20 protein-coding genes and 1 pseudogene are annotated in these 19,644 nt (G+C 51.6%); 14 read left to right on the forward strand and 7 right to left on the reverse strand.

Annotated elements, in window-relative coordinates:
* Window positions 1-2 precede the first annotated feature (2 nt).
* Genes trpCF through trpA form a run of 3 tightly spaced genes read left to right on the forward strand, consistent with a single transcriptional unit; the run spans window position 3 to window position 3,375 of the window.
* The gene (gene trpCF, locus MT962_RS08275; RefSeq protein WP_247365365.1) at window positions 3-1,361 is read left to right on the forward strand and encodes a bifunctional indole-3-glycerol-phosphate synthase TrpC/phosphoribosylanthranilate isomerase TrpF; all 1,359 of its coding nucleotides are present in this window, start codon (window positions 3-5) and stop codon (window positions 1,359-1,361) included.
* An 11-nt stretch (window positions 1,362-1,372) separates the two neighbouring features.
* Complete coding sequence (gene trpB / locus MT962_RS08280) at window positions 1,373-2,566, forward strand: tryptophan synthase subunit beta (protein ID WP_247365366.1); 1,194 nt, start codon at window positions 1,373-1,375, stop codon at window positions 2,564-2,566.
* Complete coding sequence (trpA, locus tag MT962_RS08285) at window positions 2,566-3,375, forward strand: tryptophan synthase subunit alpha (RefSeq protein WP_247365367.1); 810 nt, start codon at window positions 2,566-2,568, stop codon at window positions 3,373-3,375. Before trpB ends, trpA begins: the two co-directional genes overlap by 1 nt.
* Before the next feature lie 64 nt (window positions 3,376-3,439).
* On the opposite strand, the gene ompW is transcribed toward trpA, so the two are convergent.
* The gene (gene ompW, locus MT962_RS08290) at window positions 3,440-4,072 is read right to left on the reverse strand and encodes an outer membrane protein OmpW (protein WP_247365368.1); all 633 of its coding nucleotides are present in this window, start codon (window positions 4,070-4,072) and stop codon (window positions 3,440-3,442) included.
* A 281-nt stretch (window positions 4,073-4,353) separates the two neighbouring features.
* Between ompW and MT962_RS08295 the strand changes: the two genes are divergently transcribed.
* The 4 genes from MT962_RS08295 to yciA all read left to right on the forward strand — a co-directional run bounded on the left by MT962_RS08295 (window position 4,354) and on the right by yciA (window position 7,142).
* Window positions 4,354-4,761: a YkgJ family cysteine cluster protein gene (locus MT962_RS08295; RefSeq protein WP_071788795.1), complete on the forward strand. Its 408-nt coding sequence runs from the start codon at window positions 4,354-4,356 to the stop codon at window positions 4,759-4,761.
* Window positions 4,762-4,786: 25 nt separating this feature from the next.
* Window positions 4,787-5,530: a YciC family protein gene (locus tag MT962_RS08300; protein WP_029591523.1), complete on the forward strand. Its 744-nt coding sequence runs from the start codon at window positions 4,787-4,789 to the stop codon at window positions 5,528-5,530.
* Between the two features lie 60 nt (window positions 5,531-5,590).
* The gene (locus MT962_RS08305; protein WP_247365369.1) at window positions 5,591-6,127 is read left to right on the forward strand and encodes a septation protein A; all 537 of its coding nucleotides are present in this window, start codon (window positions 5,591-5,593) and stop codon (window positions 6,125-6,127) included.
* A gap of 613 nt (window positions 6,128-6,740) precedes the next feature.
* Window positions 6,741-7,142: an acyl-CoA thioester hydrolase YciA gene (yciA, locus tag MT962_RS08310; protein WP_024556101.1), complete on the forward strand. Its 402-nt coding sequence runs from the start codon at window positions 6,741-6,743 to the stop codon at window positions 7,140-7,142.
* Window positions 7,143-7,174: 32 nt separating this feature from the next.
* On the opposite strand, the gene tonB is transcribed toward yciA, so the two are convergent.
* A complete protein-coding gene (gene tonB, locus MT962_RS08315; protein WP_024560949.1) occupies window positions 7,175-7,903 on the reverse strand; it encodes a TonB system transport protein TonB in 729 nt (242 codons plus the stop codon).
* A 224-nt stretch (window positions 7,904-8,127) separates the two neighbouring features.
* On the opposite strand from tonB, the gene MT962_RS08320 reads away from it, so the two are divergent.
* Window positions 8,128-8,424 carry a YciI family protein gene (locus tag MT962_RS08320; RefSeq protein ID WP_024556099.1) on the forward strand — a complete coding sequence of 99 codons (297 nt, stop codon included), beginning with the start codon at window positions 8,128-8,130 and terminating at the stop codon, window positions 8,422-8,424.
* A gap of 182 nt (window positions 8,425-8,606) precedes the next feature.
* On the opposite strand, the gene MT962_RS08325 is transcribed toward MT962_RS08320, so the two are convergent.
* Complete coding sequence (locus tag MT962_RS08325) at window positions 8,607-9,719, reverse strand: acyltransferase (protein ID WP_048887445.1); 1,113 nt, start codon at window positions 9,717-9,719, stop codon at window positions 8,607-8,609.
* Window positions 9,720-10,265: 546 nt separating this feature from the next.
* Here MT962_RS08325 and MT962_RS08330 point away from each other — a divergent pair.
* The 4 genes and pseudogenes from MT962_RS08330 to MT962_RS08345 all read left to right on the forward strand — a co-directional run.
* On the forward strand, window positions 10,266-10,628 hold the full coding sequence (locus MT962_RS08330; protein WP_024560946.1) for a GtrA family protein: 363 nt from the start codon (window positions 10,266-10,268) through the stop codon (window positions 10,626-10,628).
* On the forward strand, window positions 10,625-11,551 hold the full coding sequence (locus tag MT962_RS08335) for a glycosyltransferase family 2 protein (RefSeq protein WP_247365370.1): 927 nt from the start codon (window positions 10,625-10,627) through the stop codon (window positions 11,549-11,551). The genes MT962_RS08330 and MT962_RS08335 overlap by 4 nt, the downstream gene beginning before the upstream one ends.
* The gene (locus MT962_RS08340) at window positions 11,541-13,013 is read left to right on the forward strand and encodes a glucosyltransferase domain-containing protein (RefSeq protein WP_247365371.1); all 1,473 of its coding nucleotides are present in this window, start codon (window positions 11,541-11,543) and stop codon (window positions 13,011-13,013) included. The genes MT962_RS08335 and MT962_RS08340 overlap by 11 nt, the downstream gene beginning before the upstream one ends.
* Window positions 13,014-13,257: 244 nt before the next feature.
* Window positions 13,258-13,892, forward strand: a pseudogene (locus MT962_RS08345) (transposase); the annotation flags it as partial.
* Window positions 13,893-14,580: 688 nt separating this feature from the next.
* Here the strand turns inward: MT962_RS08345 and MT962_RS08350 are convergent.
* A complete protein-coding gene (locus MT962_RS08350) occupies window positions 14,581-14,754 on the reverse strand; it encodes a YciY family protein (RefSeq protein WP_125454196.1) in 174 nt (57 codons plus the stop codon).
* Window positions 14,755-14,888: 134 nt separating this feature from the next.
* On the opposite strand from MT962_RS08350, the gene cls reads away from it, so the two are divergent.
* Window positions 14,889-16,349 (forward strand): cardiolipin synthase, encoded by a 1,461-nt coding sequence (cls, locus tag MT962_RS08355; protein WP_024556098.1) that lies wholly within the window; start codon window positions 14,889-14,891, stop codon window positions 16,347-16,349.
* Window positions 16,350-16,382: 33 nt separating this feature from the next.
* Window positions 16,383-16,712: an HI1450 family dsDNA-mimic protein gene (locus tag MT962_RS08360; RefSeq protein WP_024553069.1), complete on the forward strand. Its 330-nt coding sequence runs from the start codon at window positions 16,383-16,385 to the stop codon at window positions 16,710-16,712.
* Between the two features lie 19 nt (window positions 16,713-16,731).
* On the opposite strand, the gene MT962_RS08365 is transcribed toward MT962_RS08360, so the two are convergent.
* The 3 genes from MT962_RS08365 to MT962_RS08375 are packed head-to-tail and all read right to left on the reverse strand — an operon-like array spanning window position 16,732 to window position 19,644.
* Complete coding sequence (locus MT962_RS08365; RefSeq protein ID WP_247365372.1) at window positions 16,732-17,580, reverse strand: ion transporter; 849 nt, start codon at window positions 17,578-17,580, stop codon at window positions 16,732-16,734.
* Window positions 17,581-17,629: 49 nt separating this feature from the next.
* Window positions 17,630-18,634, reverse strand: coding sequence for a murein tripeptide/oligopeptide ABC transporter ATP binding protein OppF (gene oppF / locus MT962_RS08370; protein ID WP_024556096.1), 1,005 nt, complete (start codon window positions 18,632-18,634; stop codon window positions 17,630-17,632).
* A complete protein-coding gene (locus MT962_RS08375; protein WP_024556095.1) occupies window positions 18,631-19,644 on the reverse strand; it encodes an ABC transporter ATP-binding protein in 1,014 nt (337 codons plus the stop codon). The genes oppF and MT962_RS08375 overlap by 4 nt, the downstream gene beginning before the upstream one ends.

Consider the following 19,644-nt stretch of genomic DNA (forward strand, 5'->3'; position numbering starts at 1 on the left):
GCATGGAAACCGTTTTAGCGAAAATCGTCGCAGATAAGGCGATTTGGGTGGAAGCACGCAAGCAACAGCAACCGCTGGCAAGCTTTCAAAATGACGTTAAGCCGAGCACGCGCAGTTTCTACGACGCGCTGCAGGGCGCGCGCACCGCGTTCATCCTTGAATGTAAGAAAGCCTCTCCGTCAAAAGGGGTGATCCGCGAGGACTTCGACCCGGCGCGCATTGCATCTGTTTATAAGCATCACGCTTCGGCTATCTCTGTCCTGACGGATGAGAAATATTTCCAGGGCAGCTTCGATTTCCTGCCCGTAGTCAGCGGCATCGTCACACAACCGGTGCTGTGCAAAGATTTTATTATCGACGCTTACCAGATCTACCTGGCGCGTTTCTATCAGGCGGACGCCTGCCTGCTGATGCTCTCGGTGCTGGATGATGAACAGTACCGTCAGCTCGCTGCCGTGGCGCACAGCCTGAACATGGGCGTGCTGACCGAAGTGAGCAACGAAGAGGAGCTGGAGCGCGCTATCCGTCTGGAAGCCAAAGTGGTCGGTATTAATAACCGCGACCTGCGCGATCTCTCAATCGATCTCAACCGCACCCGCGAGCTTGCGCCGCGCCTTGGCGCAGGCGTGACGGTTATCAGCGAATCCGGCATCAATACTTATGCGCAGGTGCGCGAACTGAGCCATTTCGCCAACGGTTTCCTGATTGGTTCCGCCCTGATGGAAGAGGACGATCTGGCGGCAGCCGTACAGCGCGTGCTGCTTGGCGCCAACAAAGTGTGCGGGCTGACGCGCCCTGAAGACGCGCAGGCGGCCCACGAGGCGGGCGCCATCTACGGCGGGCTGATTTTTGTCTCCTCCTCGCCTCGCGCGGTGACGATTGAACAGGCGAAAACCGTGAAGCGCGCCGCACCGCTGCGCTATGTCGGCGTCTTTCGCAACGCCCTTCAAAATGAGGTGGTGGAAACGGTCAATGCGCTTAAGCTCGCTGCCGTTCAACTGCACGGCAGCGAAGACCAGACTTATATCGACGCCCTGCGCGCCGCGCTGCCAGCGAACGTGGAAATCTGGAAAGCATTGAGCGTGGCGCAGACTCTCCCGCCGCGTAATCTTAATCACGTAGCGAAATATGTGCTGGATAACGGCAAGGGCGGCAGCGGTCAGCGCTTCGACTGGTCGCTGTTGGCGGGTGAAAAACTCGATAATGTCTTCCTCGCGGGCGGCCTTGGCGCCGACAACTGTGTGGAAGCGGCGAAGCTTGGCTGTGTGGGACTCGATTTTAACTCCGGCGTGGAAAGCGAGCCGGGAATCAAAGATGCCAACAAGCTGGCGGCGGTCTTCAGAACGCTGCGGGCTTATTAAGGAAGCGACGAATGACAACTTTACTGAACCCCTATTTTGGTGAATTTGGCGGTATGTATGTGCCGCAGATCCTGATGCCCGCGCTGCGCCAGCTGGAAGCGGCCTTTGTCAGCGCCCAGAGCGACCCGGAATTTCAGGCGCAGTTTACCGACCTGCTGAAAAATTACGCGGGTCGCCCTACTGCGTTAACCAAATGTCAGAACCTGACCAGAGACACGAAAACCACCCTTTATCTTAAGCGTGAAGACCTGCTGCACGGCGGCGCGCATAAAACGAACCAGGTATTAGGCCAGGCGCTGCTTGCCAAACGCATGGGCAAAACCGAGATTATCGCAGAAACTGGCGCGGGCCAGCACGGCGTCGCCTCGGCGCTCGCCAGCGCCCTGCTCGGTCTGAAATGCCGCATTTATATGGGTGCGAAAGATGTTGAGCGTCAATCGCCGAACGTGTTTCGCATGAAACTGATGGGCGCAGAGGTTATCCCGGTGCATAGCGGCTCCGCCACGCTGAAGGACGCCTGCAACGAGGCGCTTCGCGACTGGTCCGGCAGCTATGAGAAAGCGCACTATATGCTGGGCACCGCCGCCGGTCCGCACCCCTTCCCAACGATTGTTCGCGAATTCCAGCGCATGATCGGCGAAGAGACCAAAGCGCAAATTCTGGAAAAAGAGGGACGCCTGCCCGACGCGGTTATCGCCTGCGTGGGCGGCGGCTCAAACGCTATCGGCATGTTTGCCGATTTTATCGATGAAACTAATGTGGGACTGATTGGCGTGGAGCCTGCGGGCCACGGCATCGAGACCGGCGAGCACGGCGCGCCGCTTAAGCATGGCCGCGTCGGCATCTATTTCGGTATGAAAGCGCCGATGATGCAGACCGACGAGGGGCAGATTGAAGAGTCCTATTCCATTTCCGCCGGGCTCGATTTCCCATCCGTCGGACCGCAGCACGCTTTTCTCAACAGCACCGGACGCGCCAACTATGTCTCTATTACCGATGACGAAGCGCTGGACGCGTTTAAAGCCCTTTGCCGCAGCGAAGGGATTATCCCGGCGCTGGAGTCCTCTCACGCGCTGGCCCATGCGTTAAAAATGATGCGTGAGAACCCGGAGAAAGAGCAGTTGCTGGTAGTGAATCTGTCCGGTCGCGGAGATAAAGATATCTTTACCGTTCACGATATTTTCAAAGCACGAGGGGAAATGTAATGGAACGCTACGATCAGCTTTTCGCACGCCTTAAGGCCCGCAAGGAAGGCGCTTTTGTCCCCTTCGTCACGCTTGGCGATCCGTCGCCGGAACAGTCGTTGAAAATCATTGACGCGCTGATTGAAGCGGGCGCAGACGCGCTGGAGCTGGGCATTCCCTTCTCTGACCCGCTGGCGGACGGCCCAACGATTCAGGACGCCACGCTGCGCGCTTTTGCCGCAGGCGTTACGCCAGGGCAGTGTTTTGAGATGCTGGCCGCCATTCGCCAGAAGCACCCGACCATCCCGATTGGTCTGCTGATGTATGCCAACCTGGTTTTCAGCCGCGGTATCGATGCGTTTTATGCTGAGTGTGAAAAAGTGGGCGTGGATTCGGTGCTGGTGGCGGACGTCCCGGTGGAAGAATCGGCGCCGTTTCGTCAGGCGGCGATGCGCCACAACGTAGCGCCGATTTTTATCTGCCCGCCGAACGCCGATGATGACCTGTTGCGCCAGATTGCTTCTTATGGCCGCGGCTACACTTACCTGCTCTCCCGCGCCGGGGTGACAGGCGCGGAGAACCGCGCCGCGCTGCCGCTGCATCACCTGATTGAGAAACTGACCGAGTACCACGCCGCACCGCCGCTGCAGGGCTTCGGCATTTCCGAACCGGCGCAGGTGAAAGCCGCTGTCGAGGCGGGCGCCGCCGGCGCGATTTCCGGCTCCGCCACGGTGAAAATCATTGAGCGGAACATCAACAACCACAACGCAATGCTGGATGAACTGAAAGCGTTTGTGCAGCAGATGAAAGCGGCCAGCCGCCCTGCTTAAACCTTCATACAAGCAAAAGGCGCGACGTTCGCGCCTTTTTTCTTTTTGTCGGTAGTGCCGATGCTTAGAAGCGATAACCGGCCGAGAACATGAATACCCACGGATCGAGACGGGTATTGATATTTTGCTGTTCGCCGCCCGCCTTGAATTTCACTTCCGTATCAATATCCATATACCAGACGGACATGTTCAACAGCCAGTCGCGGTTGATAAGATAATCAAGACCGACCTGGCCTGCCGCGCCCCAGGAATCTTTCAGGCTTAAATCGCTCAGACCCGCCGCCTTGCCCGTATCGTTAAAATCTTCATTAAAGAAAGTGGTGTAGTTAATGCCTGCGCCGATGTAAGGGCGCACTTTGCTCTGAGCGTCACAGAAGTACCACTGCGCCATTAACGTCGGCGGCAGATGGTGCACAGTCGCGATATCACCCGTCGCCCCTAACCCAACGCGATGGCGAAACGGCGTGGCGGCAAGCAGTTCCACACCTACGTTATCCGTAGCCATATAGGTTAAGGTCACGCCGAGCTGGGTATTGTTATTAACATTAAAGCCGCCCATACCCAGCACATTATCAGACCCTTCTGTAGGACGAACGGTCGCGCTACCGGCACGCACAAAAAACTCCCCCGCCTCATGCGCCGACGCCACGCCCGACAAACAGCTTAATGCAAGCAATGCCACTGCAAACTTTTTCATATCCCGCTCCCTTGTTGTGGTTTTATTGGCGCGGTGAATATACCCAGATTGAGTTATAAAGTGATCTGCCGCAGATCACATTCGAAGCGGTAATTTAACATTCATTGATCTGCATTAATTTCCAGGTTATCCGCTGATAACGAATTTTTGATTTGCGAGTAATCGGCAAACAAAAATTAACAAAAAATTGTGACAGTGCTCACTTGCTGCCGTTGATGGCGCTGGCTAATTTAGCTGCTTCCTCCATATGGCTATTTGCGTGATGTGTTTGCGGGTGAGAAATGAGCGAGTTGAATCCGTGCATGACGTGTGGCGCTTGCTGCGCCTGGTTTAGAGTTTCTTTCTATTGGGCCGAAGGCGACGATGCCGGCGGCATCGTGCCTTCCCATTTGACCGAGCAGGTTACTCCTTTTTTACGCTGTATGAGCGGCACCTTGCACAAACCCTGTCGTTGCGTGGCGCTGGAAGGCACGCCTGGCGAATCGGTCAGGTGTACGATTTATGAAAACCGGCCAACTCCCTGTCGTGAATTCGCCATGTCTGGCGAAAATGGCGTGGTTAACGATGCCTGTAACCGCGCACGCGCCGCATGGGGTCTGCCGCCGCTTGGCGAAACGCCCCCCCTTTCCGGCTTACCTCTCAATGCTGCCACTGCGGAGTCATCCAGGGTACAATTGCCCGCAGATTAACATCCGCAAAACTCAAGGAGAGTGCATGTCTATCACGGCAAAGTCCGTTTACCGTGACACGGGGAATTTTTTTCGTAATCAGTTTGTTACTTTGCTGCTGATTGCTCTGCTCTGTGCCTTTATCACCCTGATTATCGGGCACGTTTTTACGCCCAGCGAAGAAGAACTCTCTGTGCTGAGCGAAGGGGATAATCTGGCGGGCAGCGCCAGCCTGTTTGAACTGGTGCGCAATATGACGCCGGAGCAACAGCAGGTGCTGTTGAAAACTTCGGCGGCATCGACGTTCGCCGGGCTGTTTGGCAACGCGATACTCGCAGGCGGCGTGCTGCTGGCTATCCAGCTAGTTTCCGCAGGCCAGCGCGTCAGCGCGCTGCGGGCGATTGGCGCCGCCGCGCCGGTGCTGCCGCGCCTGTTTATCCTTATCTTCCTGACGACTTTCCTTGTGCAAATGGGGATTATGCTGGTGGTTGTGCCTGGCGTACTGCTGGCGATTGTGCTGGCTTTTGCGCCGGTCATGCTGGTGCAGGATAAAATGGGCGTTTTTGCCGCCATGCGCAGCAGCATGAGCCTGGCCTGGCGGAATATGCGTCTGGTGGCGCCCGCGGTTATCGGCTGGTTGATGGCGAAAACGTTTCTGCTGTTTATCGCGCCGGCTTTCGCCGCGCTGACGCCTAACATCGGCGCGATTGTCGCCAATACGCTGAGCAACCTTATCTCCGCCCTGTTGCTCATCTACCTCTTCCGTTTATATATGCTTATTCGTCAATAAACTTCCGCCCTCCCGGCTTGCGCGTTATAGTCGGGAGGTCGCCTTTTACGGAACCGAAGTATGAAGCAGTTACTCGATTTTTTACCCCTGATTGTTTTTTTCGTTTTTTACAAGCTCTACGATATTTTCGTGGCCTCCGGCGCGTTGATTGTGGCGACCGCTATTGCGCTGGTTTACAGCTGGTATAAATTCCGCAAACTCGAAAAAATGACGCTGGTGACCTTTGTGCTGGTTGCGGTGTTCGGCGGTTTAACTATTTATTTCCACAATTCTGAGTTCATTAAGTGGAAAGTAACCATCATTTATGCGCTGTTTGCCGGTGCGCTGTTGATAGGCCAGTGGGTCATGAAGAAGCCGCTGATCCAGAGCATGCTTGGTAAAGAGATAACCTTGCCCGAAAGCGTCTGGGCGCGCCTGAACCTCGCCTGGGCAGCCTTTTTTATCGCCTGCGGCCTGCTCAATATTTATGTCGCATTCTGGCTACCGGAGAACGTATGGATGAATTTTAAAGTCTTCGGACTTACCGTCCTGACGCTGATTTTTACTCTGTTAAGCGGCGTATACATGTATCGCCATATGCCTGCCGAAGAAAAATAATTCTTGCTGCTTATCCTCTTTTCCTTCAAGAAGATAAACGCATAAAAAACTGCTTAAAGCACGCTTCCACTTAATTAAAAACGAAGCGTGCTTTTTTTACCCCCTTTTACGGATTGCTTGCCGTCGAATCTGAACTGCATTCCCTTCATCTGTTAGCACGCACTTCTAATACCGGCGCCGCATCTCGCAAACTAATCCGTTCACCACCAGGCAGCTCGGTTCGCAACATTGCGGGAAGCGCGTCAGGGCGACGATATTTACTGGCATACCTTTGTAGTCGATGCAGAGGTTCTGTGGCGTTATCGTTATCACTTCTATTATGCCTGCCCACGAAAATAGCGCGTGGTGCGTGATATCGGTGCGGGTAGTGCGCTTTGCAAAAAATGTATTTCGCTTAAAGCCTTTTTAGCCGTTAATCGGGCCGTGCCTGTTACGCGGGGGTTACCCTCTTCTTCTGATTATTTTCAGGGAGAGCGGGTCGCCTCTTTGTTTCTTCCTCCTTTATCCTCTTTTCGTCGCGCAATGTTATGATGGCGCAAGGACGGTTACCGGCATGGTCCCGCCGCCCCTTCTGAAAATAAAAACTGATAAGCTATCGAACGGAAGAAGAGCAATGACGACACAATCCGAAGCGCCGCAGGGTGAACTGGTTTTAAGAACGCTGGCTATGCCTGCCGACACCAATGCCAACGGCGATATTTTTGGCGGCTGGCTGATGTCGCAGATGGATATGGGCGGCGCAATCCTCGCGAAAGAGATAGCCCAGGGGCGCGTGGTGACGGTACGGGTTGACGGCATGACCTTTCTGCGCCCCGTCGCGGTGGGCGATGTCGTTTGCTGTTACGCCCGCTGTGTAAAACGGGGCAATACGTCAGTAACGATTAATGTTGAAGTGTGGGTCAAGAAGGTGTCATCTGAGCCTATCGGCCAGCGTTATCGCGCAACAGAAGCGCTGTTCATTTATGTCGCAGTGGATCAGGAGGGCAAACCTCGCCCTCTCCCGCAAGCCAGTTGAGCCAATAAAAAACCTCCCCGAAGGGAGGTTTTTTACTGCATCGTCGCCCCGCCATTCATGCGAAAGACAATATTCACTATCAATCCCTGCCCCGGTTTACCCGGTTCGTAGCGCCACCTGCGCATGGCGGTCTTCACTTCGCGCTCAAACATGTTGGCAGGTTTCGCAGAGAGGACCTGAATATTTTCCACGCTGCCGTCCGCCGCGACGTCGAATTTCACGCGGACCTGACCTTCCATACGTAATGCATAGGCGCGGGCCGGATACTGCGGCTGATTCCGGCTCACGGCGCGCGGACCGCTCGGCGCGGCTTTAGCTGGCGCGGTCTGAGCAGGTCTCGAAGCCGTAACCGGACGGCTCGGCGCGTTATTTTCAAATGGCGACGCCGGGCGCGGCTCGGCGGGCTTCACTTCACGCTTAGGTTGCTCCTGCACCTTTTTCACCGGCTTCGGTTTTGGCTTCGGCTTGGGTTTCGGTTCTGGCTTATGGATGACCACCGGCGCCTCTTTTGGCGGCTCCGGTACCGGCTGCGGCTCGGGTTCAGGTTCGGCAACAGGCTGGGGCGGCGGCTGCACGACCTCCGGCTGTGGAGGCTCCAGTTCAGCAGGCGTTACCATCGTGACCGAGATAGGCTGCGAAGGAGCAGGCAATTCAATAACCTGATGTACCGAGGTATACAGCAACCCCGCCACTACGGCGCCATGAATAGCGACAGAGAGCAGAGTCGGCCATGGAAAGCGACGAGGTAAATCAAGGGCCATTGAAGTCATAATCGTTTCAGTGAATGAATGAAGCCTCAATTTTAAATGCAAATAGCAATCATATTCAACAACGCATCCCGACTTCGTTGGCAAGGAACGTTTAACCGCCTGTTTTATCCGCAATGTTGTTACGGCCTTTCAGGCATTATTAACTTTGCGTTGCAGTAAGCCCCGGTTTCACATAACGTAATTTTCTTCTGGATTTCTGCTTAGGAGTTATGCCCGTGCTTTATGTTATTTACGCTGAAGATGTCGCGGATTCGCTGGAAAAGAGATTATCGGTTCGCCCGGCGCACCTGGCGCGCCTGCAACTGCTGCATGATGAAGGCCGTCTGCTTACCGCAGGCCCCATGCCCGCAGTAGACAGCAACGATCCGGGAAAGGCGGGCTTTACCGGCTCAACGGTCATTGCCGAGTTTGAGTCGCTGGAAGCGGCGCAGGCCTGGGCGCAAGCAGATCCTTATATCGCCGCAGGCGTTTATAAGACCGTCGCGGTTAAGCCGTATAAAAAGGTTTTCTAGTGTTAAACAAATACCCTTTATGTACGTTGCCTTGCTACATGTAAAGCGTAACGGAAATTAGGTTAAGGGCACATTTGAGTACACAAAATATTAATTGTGCCCTTTCCTGAAACTGATGGCTGGCAGAGAAACGCCTCCACGCGCGTGGAGATCAAGACGGAGCGGCCTAGTGACTATCTGATTCAGGCTGTATGCTCTTTTGCCTTGCCCCGAGTTTTAAATGCTGCCCAGGCACTCCTGAGAAGCCTGTTAGCTGGCATCTCAACTAGCTTAAACGACAAGACTGAAACCACTATCGCCAGTACCAGGCACGAAAGGATGTATATGAGCACTTCAATAGGGTTATCCTTACCTGGGTGCATTATTTCAATCAGTTTGGAAACAATCATCCAGTGGAACATGTAGAAAGAGAATGACGCTTCACCAAGGAGTATTAAATATCTGTTTGCAAGGATGCGAGAGATAATCCCGCCATTAAACGCAAACGCGATAACGATAGAAGCCATGCAAGGGATATACAAAAGGTCATATTTAACATTCATATTAGCCACGTGGTTTGTTGCTACATAAATTGTTAAAGCCAAAAACAAAAGCGACCCAATCTCCATTGCGCTACAAACCACGATTTTTGGAGTAACTGGCTTTGCAAGAAATGCTCTACATATGATAATTCCAAGCATGAAGTCAGTAATCCTAAAAATGGGGTTTATATAGAACAACCAGTGGAGTGAAACTCCGGAAGGTGGATACACCAGGAAATAAATGTTGATTGCCTGAACGGCGGATAAGGTGAAGAACAGGTGTTTTGTTTTGCATTTAACAAGCAGACAAAAGCAAAGATAGAAGAACATCTCGCATGAAATGCTCCATGATACAGGATTAAACGAAAAGTAATAGCCCGCATCAGGTATGAAAGATTGAAGCAGGAACGTATTATAGAGTAAAGCTTCTTTGTTTGTCGCTTCCCAATTGTTTGTGTAACCGAATAAAAGCAGAACACATACCAGCGAGACAATATGGACAGGGAATAGTCTAGCCAGACGATAAACAATAAAGTCTTTGTTGCTAAATCCCCCCTCGGATAAATGCCTGCTAAAACTGTAATTGATAATAAATCCGGAGAGGATATAGAAGAAAGTTACGCCTACATACCCATTAAAGAAGTACTTAGATGTCTCGTTAAATTGCGGAATGGAAGATTGCGAAAGAATCCCTAAGTGGCTCAAAAAAACACCAAGCGCGGCGAACATCCTAAGGGATGTAAGACTATGAATTACATTGTTATTTTTTGACATGACACTGCCAGAGCATAAAATATTTCTGGCAGATTAGTTTCATAGGAAGGTTATGTCAACGCCACATTAGTTAAAATTCTTGCACGTCTGCGCTTGCTGAAATACTCCACTTAGGTGTCGGCGATCCCTTAACACCTATCAGTTTTACTTTAAGTGCACTGCCGCTTGCTTTGGGAGCAGTAAGGTTTGGCGCTGCAGGGTTTATACTCCAGTCTCGACAGAAACACCTCCACGTACGTGGAGAAGACTCAGTGAGCAGCCAGCGGGGAATGGAGATGTGCGAAACACTTTCACGTTCGTGGAGAAAGCCCTTCATTCCGTCCTTCACCGTGAGGCCAAACAGCATCATGCCCATCTCTATTCTCTTTCCATAGCTGATTGCGCGAACTTATCAAAAAGCGATCACATATCAATCACCGAGAGGGAGGCTTGCGAGGTATTGCGCGCAAAAAATCCGCCGGAGCGTGCATCTTACTTTTGGTTCTGTCGATCAATATCCGTTGTAATGCTACACTGCTGTCCTTTCCGAATTCGCTGATTTTTATAATGTTAAAGTTATTCGCCAAGTACACGTCGATAGGTGTCATTAACACGCTCATTCACTGGGTGGTATTCGCTGTTTGCATCTATGTATTCCACACAGGACAGGCTCTCGGTAACTTCGCCGGGTTCGTTGTGGCTGTATCATTCAGCTTCTTCGCCAATGCCAGGTTCACATTCAAATCATCGACTACAACCATGCGATACATGCTCTATGCAGGCTTCATGGGAACTCTTAGCGCCATTGTCGGTTGGTGTGCAGACAAATCAGGTATGGCCCCTATCATCACGTTAATCGTGTTTTCCGCAATCAGCCTGGTGTGCGGGTTCATTTACTCTAAGTTCATCGTGTTTAGGGAAGAAAAATGAAAATCTCTTTGGTTGTTCCTGTCTTCAATGAAGAGGACGCGATACCTATTTTTTATACAGCTGTTCGTGAATATGAAGCTTTTCAGGAATATGATGTAGAAATAGTCTTTATAAACGACGGAAGCAAAGATGCGACGGAGTCTATTATAAACGCTCTTGCTGTTTCAGACCCACTTGTTGTCCCCCTTTCCTTCACAAGAAACTTTGGCAAAGAGCCCGCTCTTTTTGCGGGTCTGGACCATGCGTCCGGAGACGCAATAATCCCAATTGATGTAGACTTACAGGACCCAATTGAAGCGATCCCACCAATGATTAATAAATGGCGGGAGGGTGCGGATGTGATCCTTGGTAAACGCGCTGACCGGTCAACTGATGGGCGCCTGAAGCGTAAAACTGCTGAATGGTTCTACAAACTACACAACAAAATAAGCAATCCCAAAATTGAAGAAAATGTTGGTGATTTTCGGCTCATGAGTCGCGAGGTGGTAGAAAATATCAAGCAGTTGCCTGAGCGTAACTTATTCATGAAAGGCGTACTTTCATGGGTTGGTGGCAAGACTGATGTTGTCGAGTACATACGTGCAGAACGGGTTGCTGGCAACACTAAATTTAATGGGTGGAAACTGTGGAACCTGGCACTCGAAGGAATAACTAGCTTTTCAACTTTCCCACTTCGGATGTGGACTTATATCGGACTGTTTGTTGCAAGCTTGTCTTTTCTATACGGTGCATGGATGATCATAGATACCCTGGCATTCGGTAATCCTGTGCGAGGATATCCATCTCTGTTAGTTTCAATTCTTTTTCTTGGTGGCGTGCAGCTTATAGGAATAGGTGTACTGGGTGAATATATAGGCAGGATTTATGTGGAAACAAAGCAAAGGCCAAAATATCTACTCAAGGAAAGAAAAAATGCCAAATAAAGTTGATCTTAAACCAATTTATCATTTATGGATAATAGGCTTTATATATATACTGCCGTTACTGATTACAAATAGCCCTTATTATGATGACATTGGTAGGTCAGTTTATGGCTATTTCTCATGGGGAATAGATGGCAGGCCTTTTTCTGATATAATCTTTGAAACTATAGACCTCGGTTCGCCAGCAACGGACATTGCGCCATTCCCGCAGATTTTAGCCATACTTATAATGACCACCCTGTGTTATTTTATTCATAGATATCTTAACCCGGATCATAGTCTAGGATGGTTGGTATTCACGCCAATTTTCCTGAGCCCGTTTTTTATTCAAAATCTTGCATTCAGATTTGACTCGCTGACTATGTCTTTGTCAGTGGCGATAGCAGCCTTACCACTTTTCTTTATGCGTAAAACAAAGGCAAAACTATTCGCGGTTTCCGCCCTCTGTGCCTTTACATCTTTGTCGTTGTATCAGGCCTCGCTCAGCGTATTTATGGCAGCAGTTTGCTTGTACACTCTTTTCTCTATTAAAAAAGGCTCAGACCCTTACAGTCTATTGGTTGAGGCTTCCATAGCAGCTTTAGGGATGGTTACTGGATACATAATATACTCTCAACTAATAGTACCCTTCTTTGTAACCAGTGATTATGCTAATGGCTATAATCAAATAATTAGCAGGGTCGCAGAGTTGTATAACAATATATCGGTGACGATAAACGTATTGAGTTCATTTTTTACTGGCACAATAGCGATTGTATTCATCGTTATTGGTTTGTTGGCCACTCTTGGACTCATAAAGTTATTGATAATTACATCTAAATCAACGCTATCAAATGGGAGAAAAGCGGTCAGCTTACTGCTTATTATTGCAAGCCTGGCAGTAATTTTGGTATGTATTCCAGGCCCGGGGTTAGCCCTTAAGTCGATGCCTATAGGTCCGAGAGTTTTTGTTGGTTTTGGTTTCTTCATTTCAACTTTACTGGCGTTAATCTCTTTCATTTCAACGAGACATCAATGCAAGCTCAATGTTATTTATTGCCTTCTCGCAGTTGTTTCATTCTCATACATGGCCACATTCACGAACGCCATGAAATCTCAGGACAAATTGGCGGATAGGATCGTTTATGGGGTGACGAATGATATCGTAAAAATTGGCTACAATAACATCAAAACGATTACTATAGACGGGAAATCGCTTTACTCGCCTATCGCCGATAAGGCCATACAAAAATCCCCTCTAATGAAGCAAATCATTCCTTCTTATTTTGATGGCCCGTTGGCATGGGGCATAGTTAAGATGACTGAGATTTACTCGGGAAAAGAACAACCAGCGCCTGCACGGCAAAATGAAATAATTGCTGGAATATGTGAGATGCAGTTAATCACTGATGCTGGCCTGTACAAGACATACTTTAGCAACGGAGATTTGGTTGTTTCCTTTGCGTTCAGAGAATGTAAGTAAGAGAAATCCATTACGAGCTTTAGCGTACAGATTCAAAAAGAAATGAGGCGGTTTCCCGCCTCTTATCTTAAAGAACATTATAGAAAGCCCCACTTACCACAGAGCTTGGCTTCTATCCAGTACCGGACGCTTTTCAAAACACAGTGTGAACCTATTTGATGACTGTTTAAGTATCCCGCAAAATCCTGTCATTCACATTTAGCGACCATCCGACATAAGCAATCTGCTAATGAAGAAGAGCGGTATGCCTAAAGCTCATTTTACAGAGCATAAACACGTACCCGTAATTAAGTCGGTTGAAGCCGAACGAACTGTTAAAGATGTCTGCCGGGAGACCGGTGCCTCTGAAGCTATTTACTCCAACAGCAAGTCCAAATAAGGCGGCATGAAAGCTTCTGATGTTAAAAAGATCATGGATTTTGATGAAGGGAACTAACGTCTCAAAAAGATGTTTGCCGACCTGAGCCTTGATAATCGGGTGCTAAAGTCGTTATCGAAAAAAACCTTAAAACGAGACTTTAAACATGAACTGGTCACATCTGATAACCACCTTCGGACTCAGTATCCGTCAGGCCTGCCGCAGTCTCAACCTGAGCAGAACGGTTTACCATTACCGTGCGGATATCATATGTAACGTCCCTGTTATCACCGCATTGCACACGGCGGCAGAACAGGAAATTTTCCGATACTTTTTCATGTTCCGCGGCGGCAGAGATACCTGTGGATCCACAAAAGGCTCTACCGTATTTACTGTCTGCTGAAGCTAAATTATCGCCTTAAGGGCAAATAATTGCTCCCGTTGCGTAATCCCTCGTCGCTGGCACTAAGGAAGCGCAGAATCAGAGCGGGTCTGTCAATTATATGCATGATGCCCTGATCTATAGTCGTCATGGTTTTAGCGTAGCAGTTCTTTTTGATATGGAACGCATCCTAAAAACCGGATGACAGTAAAAAAGTTTTTTGATTTCTGATGAACTGACCGGGCACAGTAAAGTAAAAAGCTGACTGTGCCCTTCCTTGATACTTGCTTTCGCACCCATCACCTGGCTCGGCCGATGTGACTCTGCGCGCGGCGTTTTGACGCGGCGCAGGAACCACACTTATTTACGGTCAGGCTTATCGCTCATTTTCTTGCGAGAAGTTAGCCAGTCACGGATGAAAATTATGGCCAGCAGAACAAGCCAACCAATCTGATAACTGTTTTCCAGCGTCAAAACGTACTCTCCTGAAGATATCCTTAAATCCGGGTATCGCTTCTCGTCTTGCCATAAAAGGAGACGGCATTCATTATTAATGGCGCACCCGGTATCGCCGTTTGGGTACAGGATTTATTTATCGGCTCAATTTGGTCATTCTTTATATGCCCGCGCCTGGATCGCGCTGCATTTTATGAATTCGGCAAGCGGAGAATAAAGGCGTGTTTAGAGAGATGATCTTCTGCTAAACCCATACGTTTTTTCCGCATTCAGGCTGAAGGTGCGTCGCAGATATGCAAAGGGTTGTTGGCGTTGGGAAAGTGAGCGAAGAACATTTCCGGGCACCGCAGAACGGTGCCCTTCTCTTTGGCTTATCTGTCATGAATGGCAAACAGCAAAGCATTACGCTGGCGATTGATAGTGCATTTGCGGATAGCGTGAATACGCATGTTGCGTCGCGATTGCGCTTCCAACCAGCGCGCCTTTCGCCGTTGAGACTGCCGCAGCATACGCCAGCGTCCAACTTCCGTTCTACTACGCCTCATTTCAACTACTCTTGACTTATAACAGAGCGGCCATTATAGCCCCTTCGCATCGCCAGACCAGCGCTTTTCTGTTTGAGGACGGCCCGGTTCTGCGTACACTCACTACAATGCGGATTTTAAAGGATTAATTAACTATGACAACCTTCTACACCGTGGTGAGTTGGCTGGTCGTTATAGGCTACTGGTTACTGATTGCAGGCGTGACGTTGCGCATCCTGATGAAGCGCCGTGCGGTTCCTTCCGCTATGGCGTGGTTGTTGGTCATCTACATTCTGCCGTTGGTCGGGATCATCGCCTATCTTTCTTTCGGCGAATTGCATCTGGGCAAGCGCCGGGCCGAGCGCGCGCAAGCGATGTGGCCTTCCACCGCCAAATGGCTTAACGACCTAAAAGCCTGCAAGCATATTTTTGCTGAAGAGAACAGCCCCGTCGCCGCCTCGCTGTTCCAGCTGTGTGAGCGCCGCCAGGGCATTGCGGGCGTCAAAGGCAACCAGCTACAGCTGCTGACCGACTCCGATGATGTCATGCAGGCGCTTATCCGCGATATCCAGCTCGCCCGGCACAATATTGAGATGGTTTTCTATATCTGGCAGCCAGGCGGTCTGGCGGATCAGGTAGCGGAGTCGCTAATGGCTGCGGCGCGGCGCGGCATACACTGCCGCCTGATGCTTGATTCCGCAGGCAGTGTTACCTTCTTTCGCAGCCCCTGGGCGGGCATGATGCGCAACGCGGGCGTGGAAGTGGTCGAGGCGCTTAAAGTTAACCTGATGCGTGTTTTTCTGCGCCGTATGGATTTACGCCAGCACCGCAAAATGGTCATGATCGATAATTACATCGCTTACACGGGCAGCATGAACCTGGTCGATCCGCGCTTTTTCAAACAGGACGCGGGCGTTGGCCAGTGGGTAGACTTAATGGCGCGCATGGAAGGTCCGGTGGCCACGGCCATGGGCGTGGTTTACTCGTGCGACTGGGAAATTGAAACCGGCAAGCGCATTCTGCCGCCGCCGCCGGATACGAATATCATGCCCTTCGAGCAGGCAAGCGGACATACCATTCACACTATCGCTTCCGGGCCTGGCTTCCCGGAAGATTTGATTCACCAGGCGTTGCTGACGGCGGTTTATGCTGCACGTGAATATCTCATCATGACCACGCCCTATTTCGTGCCCAGCGATGATTTACTACACGCTATTTGTACCGCCGCGCAGCGCGGCGTCGATGTCAGCATCATTTTACCCCGCAAGAATGATTCGCTGCTGGTAGGCTGGGCGAGCCGCGCCTTTTTTACCGAGCTCCTTGCGGCGGGCGTGAAGATTTACCAGTTTGAAGGCGGTTTGCTGCATACCAAGAGCGTGCTGGTGGATGGCGAATTAAGCCTGGTGGGCACTGTGAATCTGGATATGCGCAGCCTGTGGCTCAATTTCGAGATTACACTGGTAATAGACGACGCTGGTTTTGGCGGCGATCTGGCGGCCGTGCAGGATGATTACATCTCCCGCTCGCGGCTGCTTGATGTGGCGCGCTGGAACAAAAGGCCGCTGTGGCAGCGTGTCGTGGAGCGACTGTTTTACTTCTTCAGTCCATTGCTGTAAAACGTGCGCAACGTTATTGAGTGGGGTATCACAATGGAAATGGATCTGAACAACCGTCTGACCGAAGACGAAACGCTTGAGCAGGCCTACGATATTTTTCTGGAGCTGGCGGGAGATAACCTCGACCCGGCGGATATCATCCTGTTTAACCTGCAATTTGAAGAGCGCGGCGGCGCAGAGTTGTTTGATCCTGCAGAGGACTGGAGCGAGCACGTCGATTTTGACTTAAACCCGGACTTCTTCTCGGAAGTGGTGATTGGCCTTGCTGATACCGACGGCGGCGAAATCAACGATATTTTCGCCCGTGTGCTGCTGTGCCGCGAAAAAGATCACAAAATTTGCCATATCCTCTGGCGTGAATAAGCGGCGCGGCCTGGCCGCGCTACCTCTCCCCAACCGGCGGCAACCGCTCGCCGCATGCTTTACAATACTTCGCTGTATCTTCATGCCCGGTTGCGTTACAGCCCGGGCATCGTCTTTTGTGGCGTTTGTTTTGTAAATCAGCCGTCATCTGCGACGTTAATATTCCCGTAGGGATGGCGATGACCGAATAGCCGATCAAAATCAGCGCCGAAGCGATAAGCCGTCCCGACGCGGTATGCGGCGTAATATCGCCGTAGCCTACCGTCGTCACCGTGACGACCGCCCAATAAACTGAGGTGCCAAGGGTCGTAAAGCCACTGTCGGCGCCCTCAATGCCATACATCAGCGCGCCCGCCACGACCATGACGATGCCAATAAACGCGTAAAAGAGAATCAACTGATGGCGGGCATTTATGATGGCGCGCCAGATGCTGTCGAGCGCAGGCATAAAGCGTAGCAGCTTCAGAATACGCAGGACGCGAATAGCCCGCAGGGCGCGCCAGGCGAAAAAGTAACTGGAGGTGAACTCAGGCCACAGCCACATAATGTAAAGCGGCAACAGCGTAGCGAGATCGATAATCCCCCAGAAGCTGAAAACATAGCGCGCAGGCTGCGGCCAGGTAAAAACCCGCAGTAAATATTCCAGAGTGAACGCCAGGGTAAACGCCGTTTCGAGCAACACAAACAGCCGCCACTGGCTGTAGTTCAGATGATACTGGGTGCCGATGCCCGATTCGATAAACACCACTACTACGCTCAGCAAAGCGAGCAACCCGCAAAGCGCTTCGACATAACGCCCGCTGCGAGTGTGCTGATCAAACAAAACGCGCCAGAGCGCGCGGCGAAATGATAAATGCGTCCTTGTCATCTGTGGCCTCCGGAAGAAAAAAGGGCTGACATGATGTCAGCCCTTGCGCTTAAAGCGGGTCCACCTTCAGACAGGAGACCGCATGCCGGAAACTCCCTTCGAGTACCGGACGCGTTTTCGCGCACTCCGGCCCGGCCATCGGGCAACGGGTGCGGAACACGCAGCCCGAAGGGGGGTTAATCGGCGACGGAAGCTCGCCTTCCAGCAGCTGGATAGTCTTATTCTTCTCCAGATCCGGGTCCGGGATCGGCACCGCTGACATCAGCGCCCGCGTATACGGGTGCAGCGGGTTATTATATACCTCATCATAGGTGCCAAGCTCCACCGCATGTCCCAGATACATCACCAGAACGCGATCGGAGATATGTTTTACTACCGCCAGGTCGTGGGCGATAAAAATAAGCGACAGCCCCATTTCGCGCTGCAGTTTTTGCAGCAGATTGACCACCTGAGCCTGAATAGAAACATCCAGCGCGGACACCGGTTCGTCACAGATAATCAGCTTCGGCTCCAGGATCAGCGCGCGGGCAATGCCGATACGCTGGCATTGTCCGCCGGAAAACTCGTGCGGATAACGGTTGACGAGGTTCGGCAGCAGCCCCACCTTCATCATCATCGCCTTCACGCGGTCGCGAACATCCTGACGCGGCATTGTCGGATAATAGGTGCGAAGCGGCTCGGCAATGATTTCGCCAATCGTCATTCGCGGGTTCAGGGAGGCCAGCGGGTCCTGGAAAATCATCTGAATATCGCTGCGAACATCGCGCCACTCCTGCGGCTTCATGCCGAGCAAATCCTTGCCAAGCCATGCCACCCGGCCGCTGGTGGCTTTCACCAGGCCAATGATGGCGCGCGCGAAGGTAGATTTCCCGCAACCAGACTCCCCCACCACGCCCAGCGTTTCGCCTTCATAAAGACGCAGCGTAACGCCATCTACCGCTTTCAGGGTTTTTGGCGGCTGCCAGAACCACTGTTTGCCGTCTTTGATATCAAAGTGCACTTTCAGATCGGCAATTTCGAGCAACACTTTTTTCTCTTCAGCAACGGCGCTCATGCTAACTCCTCCACCGGCTTATAGCAGGCGCGTAAACGCCCTGGCGCGAACTCCATTAACGGCGGCGCGCTATTACAGATTTCCATCGCATGCGGGCAGCGAGGCTGGAACGGACACCCCTTCGGCAGCTTCAACAGGTTTGGCGGGTTGCCAGGAATGGTAAGCAGCGATTCCCCTTCCGCATCCAGGCGCGGCACCGCGTTCAGCAGGCCAATGGAGTAAGGATGCGCCGGATGATAGAAAACATCGCGCGCGCGGCCATATTCCATCGTGCGTCCGGCATACATCACCAGCACTTTATCGCAGATACCCGCCACAACGCCTAAGTCATGGGTAATCATGATAATCGCGGTATTGAACTCGCGCTTGAGTTCGTTAAGCAGCGTCATGATCTGCGCCTGAACGGTAACGTCGAGCGCGGTGGTCGGTTCGTCGGCAATCAGCAGTTTCGGGCGGCACAGCAGCGCCATCGCAATCATCACGCGCTGGCGCATACCGCCGGAAAACTCATGCGGATACATGCGCATGCGCTTACGCGCCTCCGGCATTTTTACTGCATCCAGCATGCGAACGGATTCTTCAAACGCTTCCGCTTTGCTCATGCTTTTATGCAGCATAAGCACTTCCATAAGTTGCTCGCCTACGCGCATGTAGGGGTTCAACGAGGTCATCGGATCCTGGAAAATCATGGAAATCTGTTCAGCGCGCAGCTGGTTCAGTGCTTTCTCCGGCAAATTAAGGATCTGTCTGCCATCAAACGTCGCCGAACCACCGATGCGGCCGTTGGCGGCAAGCAGCCCCATTAACGCGAACGCCGTCTGGGATTTGCCGGAGCCGGATTCCCCCACGATGCCCAGCGTTTCACCGGCGCGCAGGCTAAAGTTCAGGTCGTTAACCGCCGTGACATCGCCATCAGGCGTGGCAAACGTCACCCGCAAATCTTTCACTTCCAGCAGTGATGGCGTTTGCGTGCCGGCGCGGGTGATATCGGTAATTTCAATCGTGCTCAT

It is taken from the genome of Franconibacter sp. IITDAS19, assembly GCF_023079515.1.
Lineage (GTDB): Bacteria > Pseudomonadota > Gammaproteobacteria > Enterobacterales > Enterobacteriaceae > Franconibacter > Franconibacter pulveris.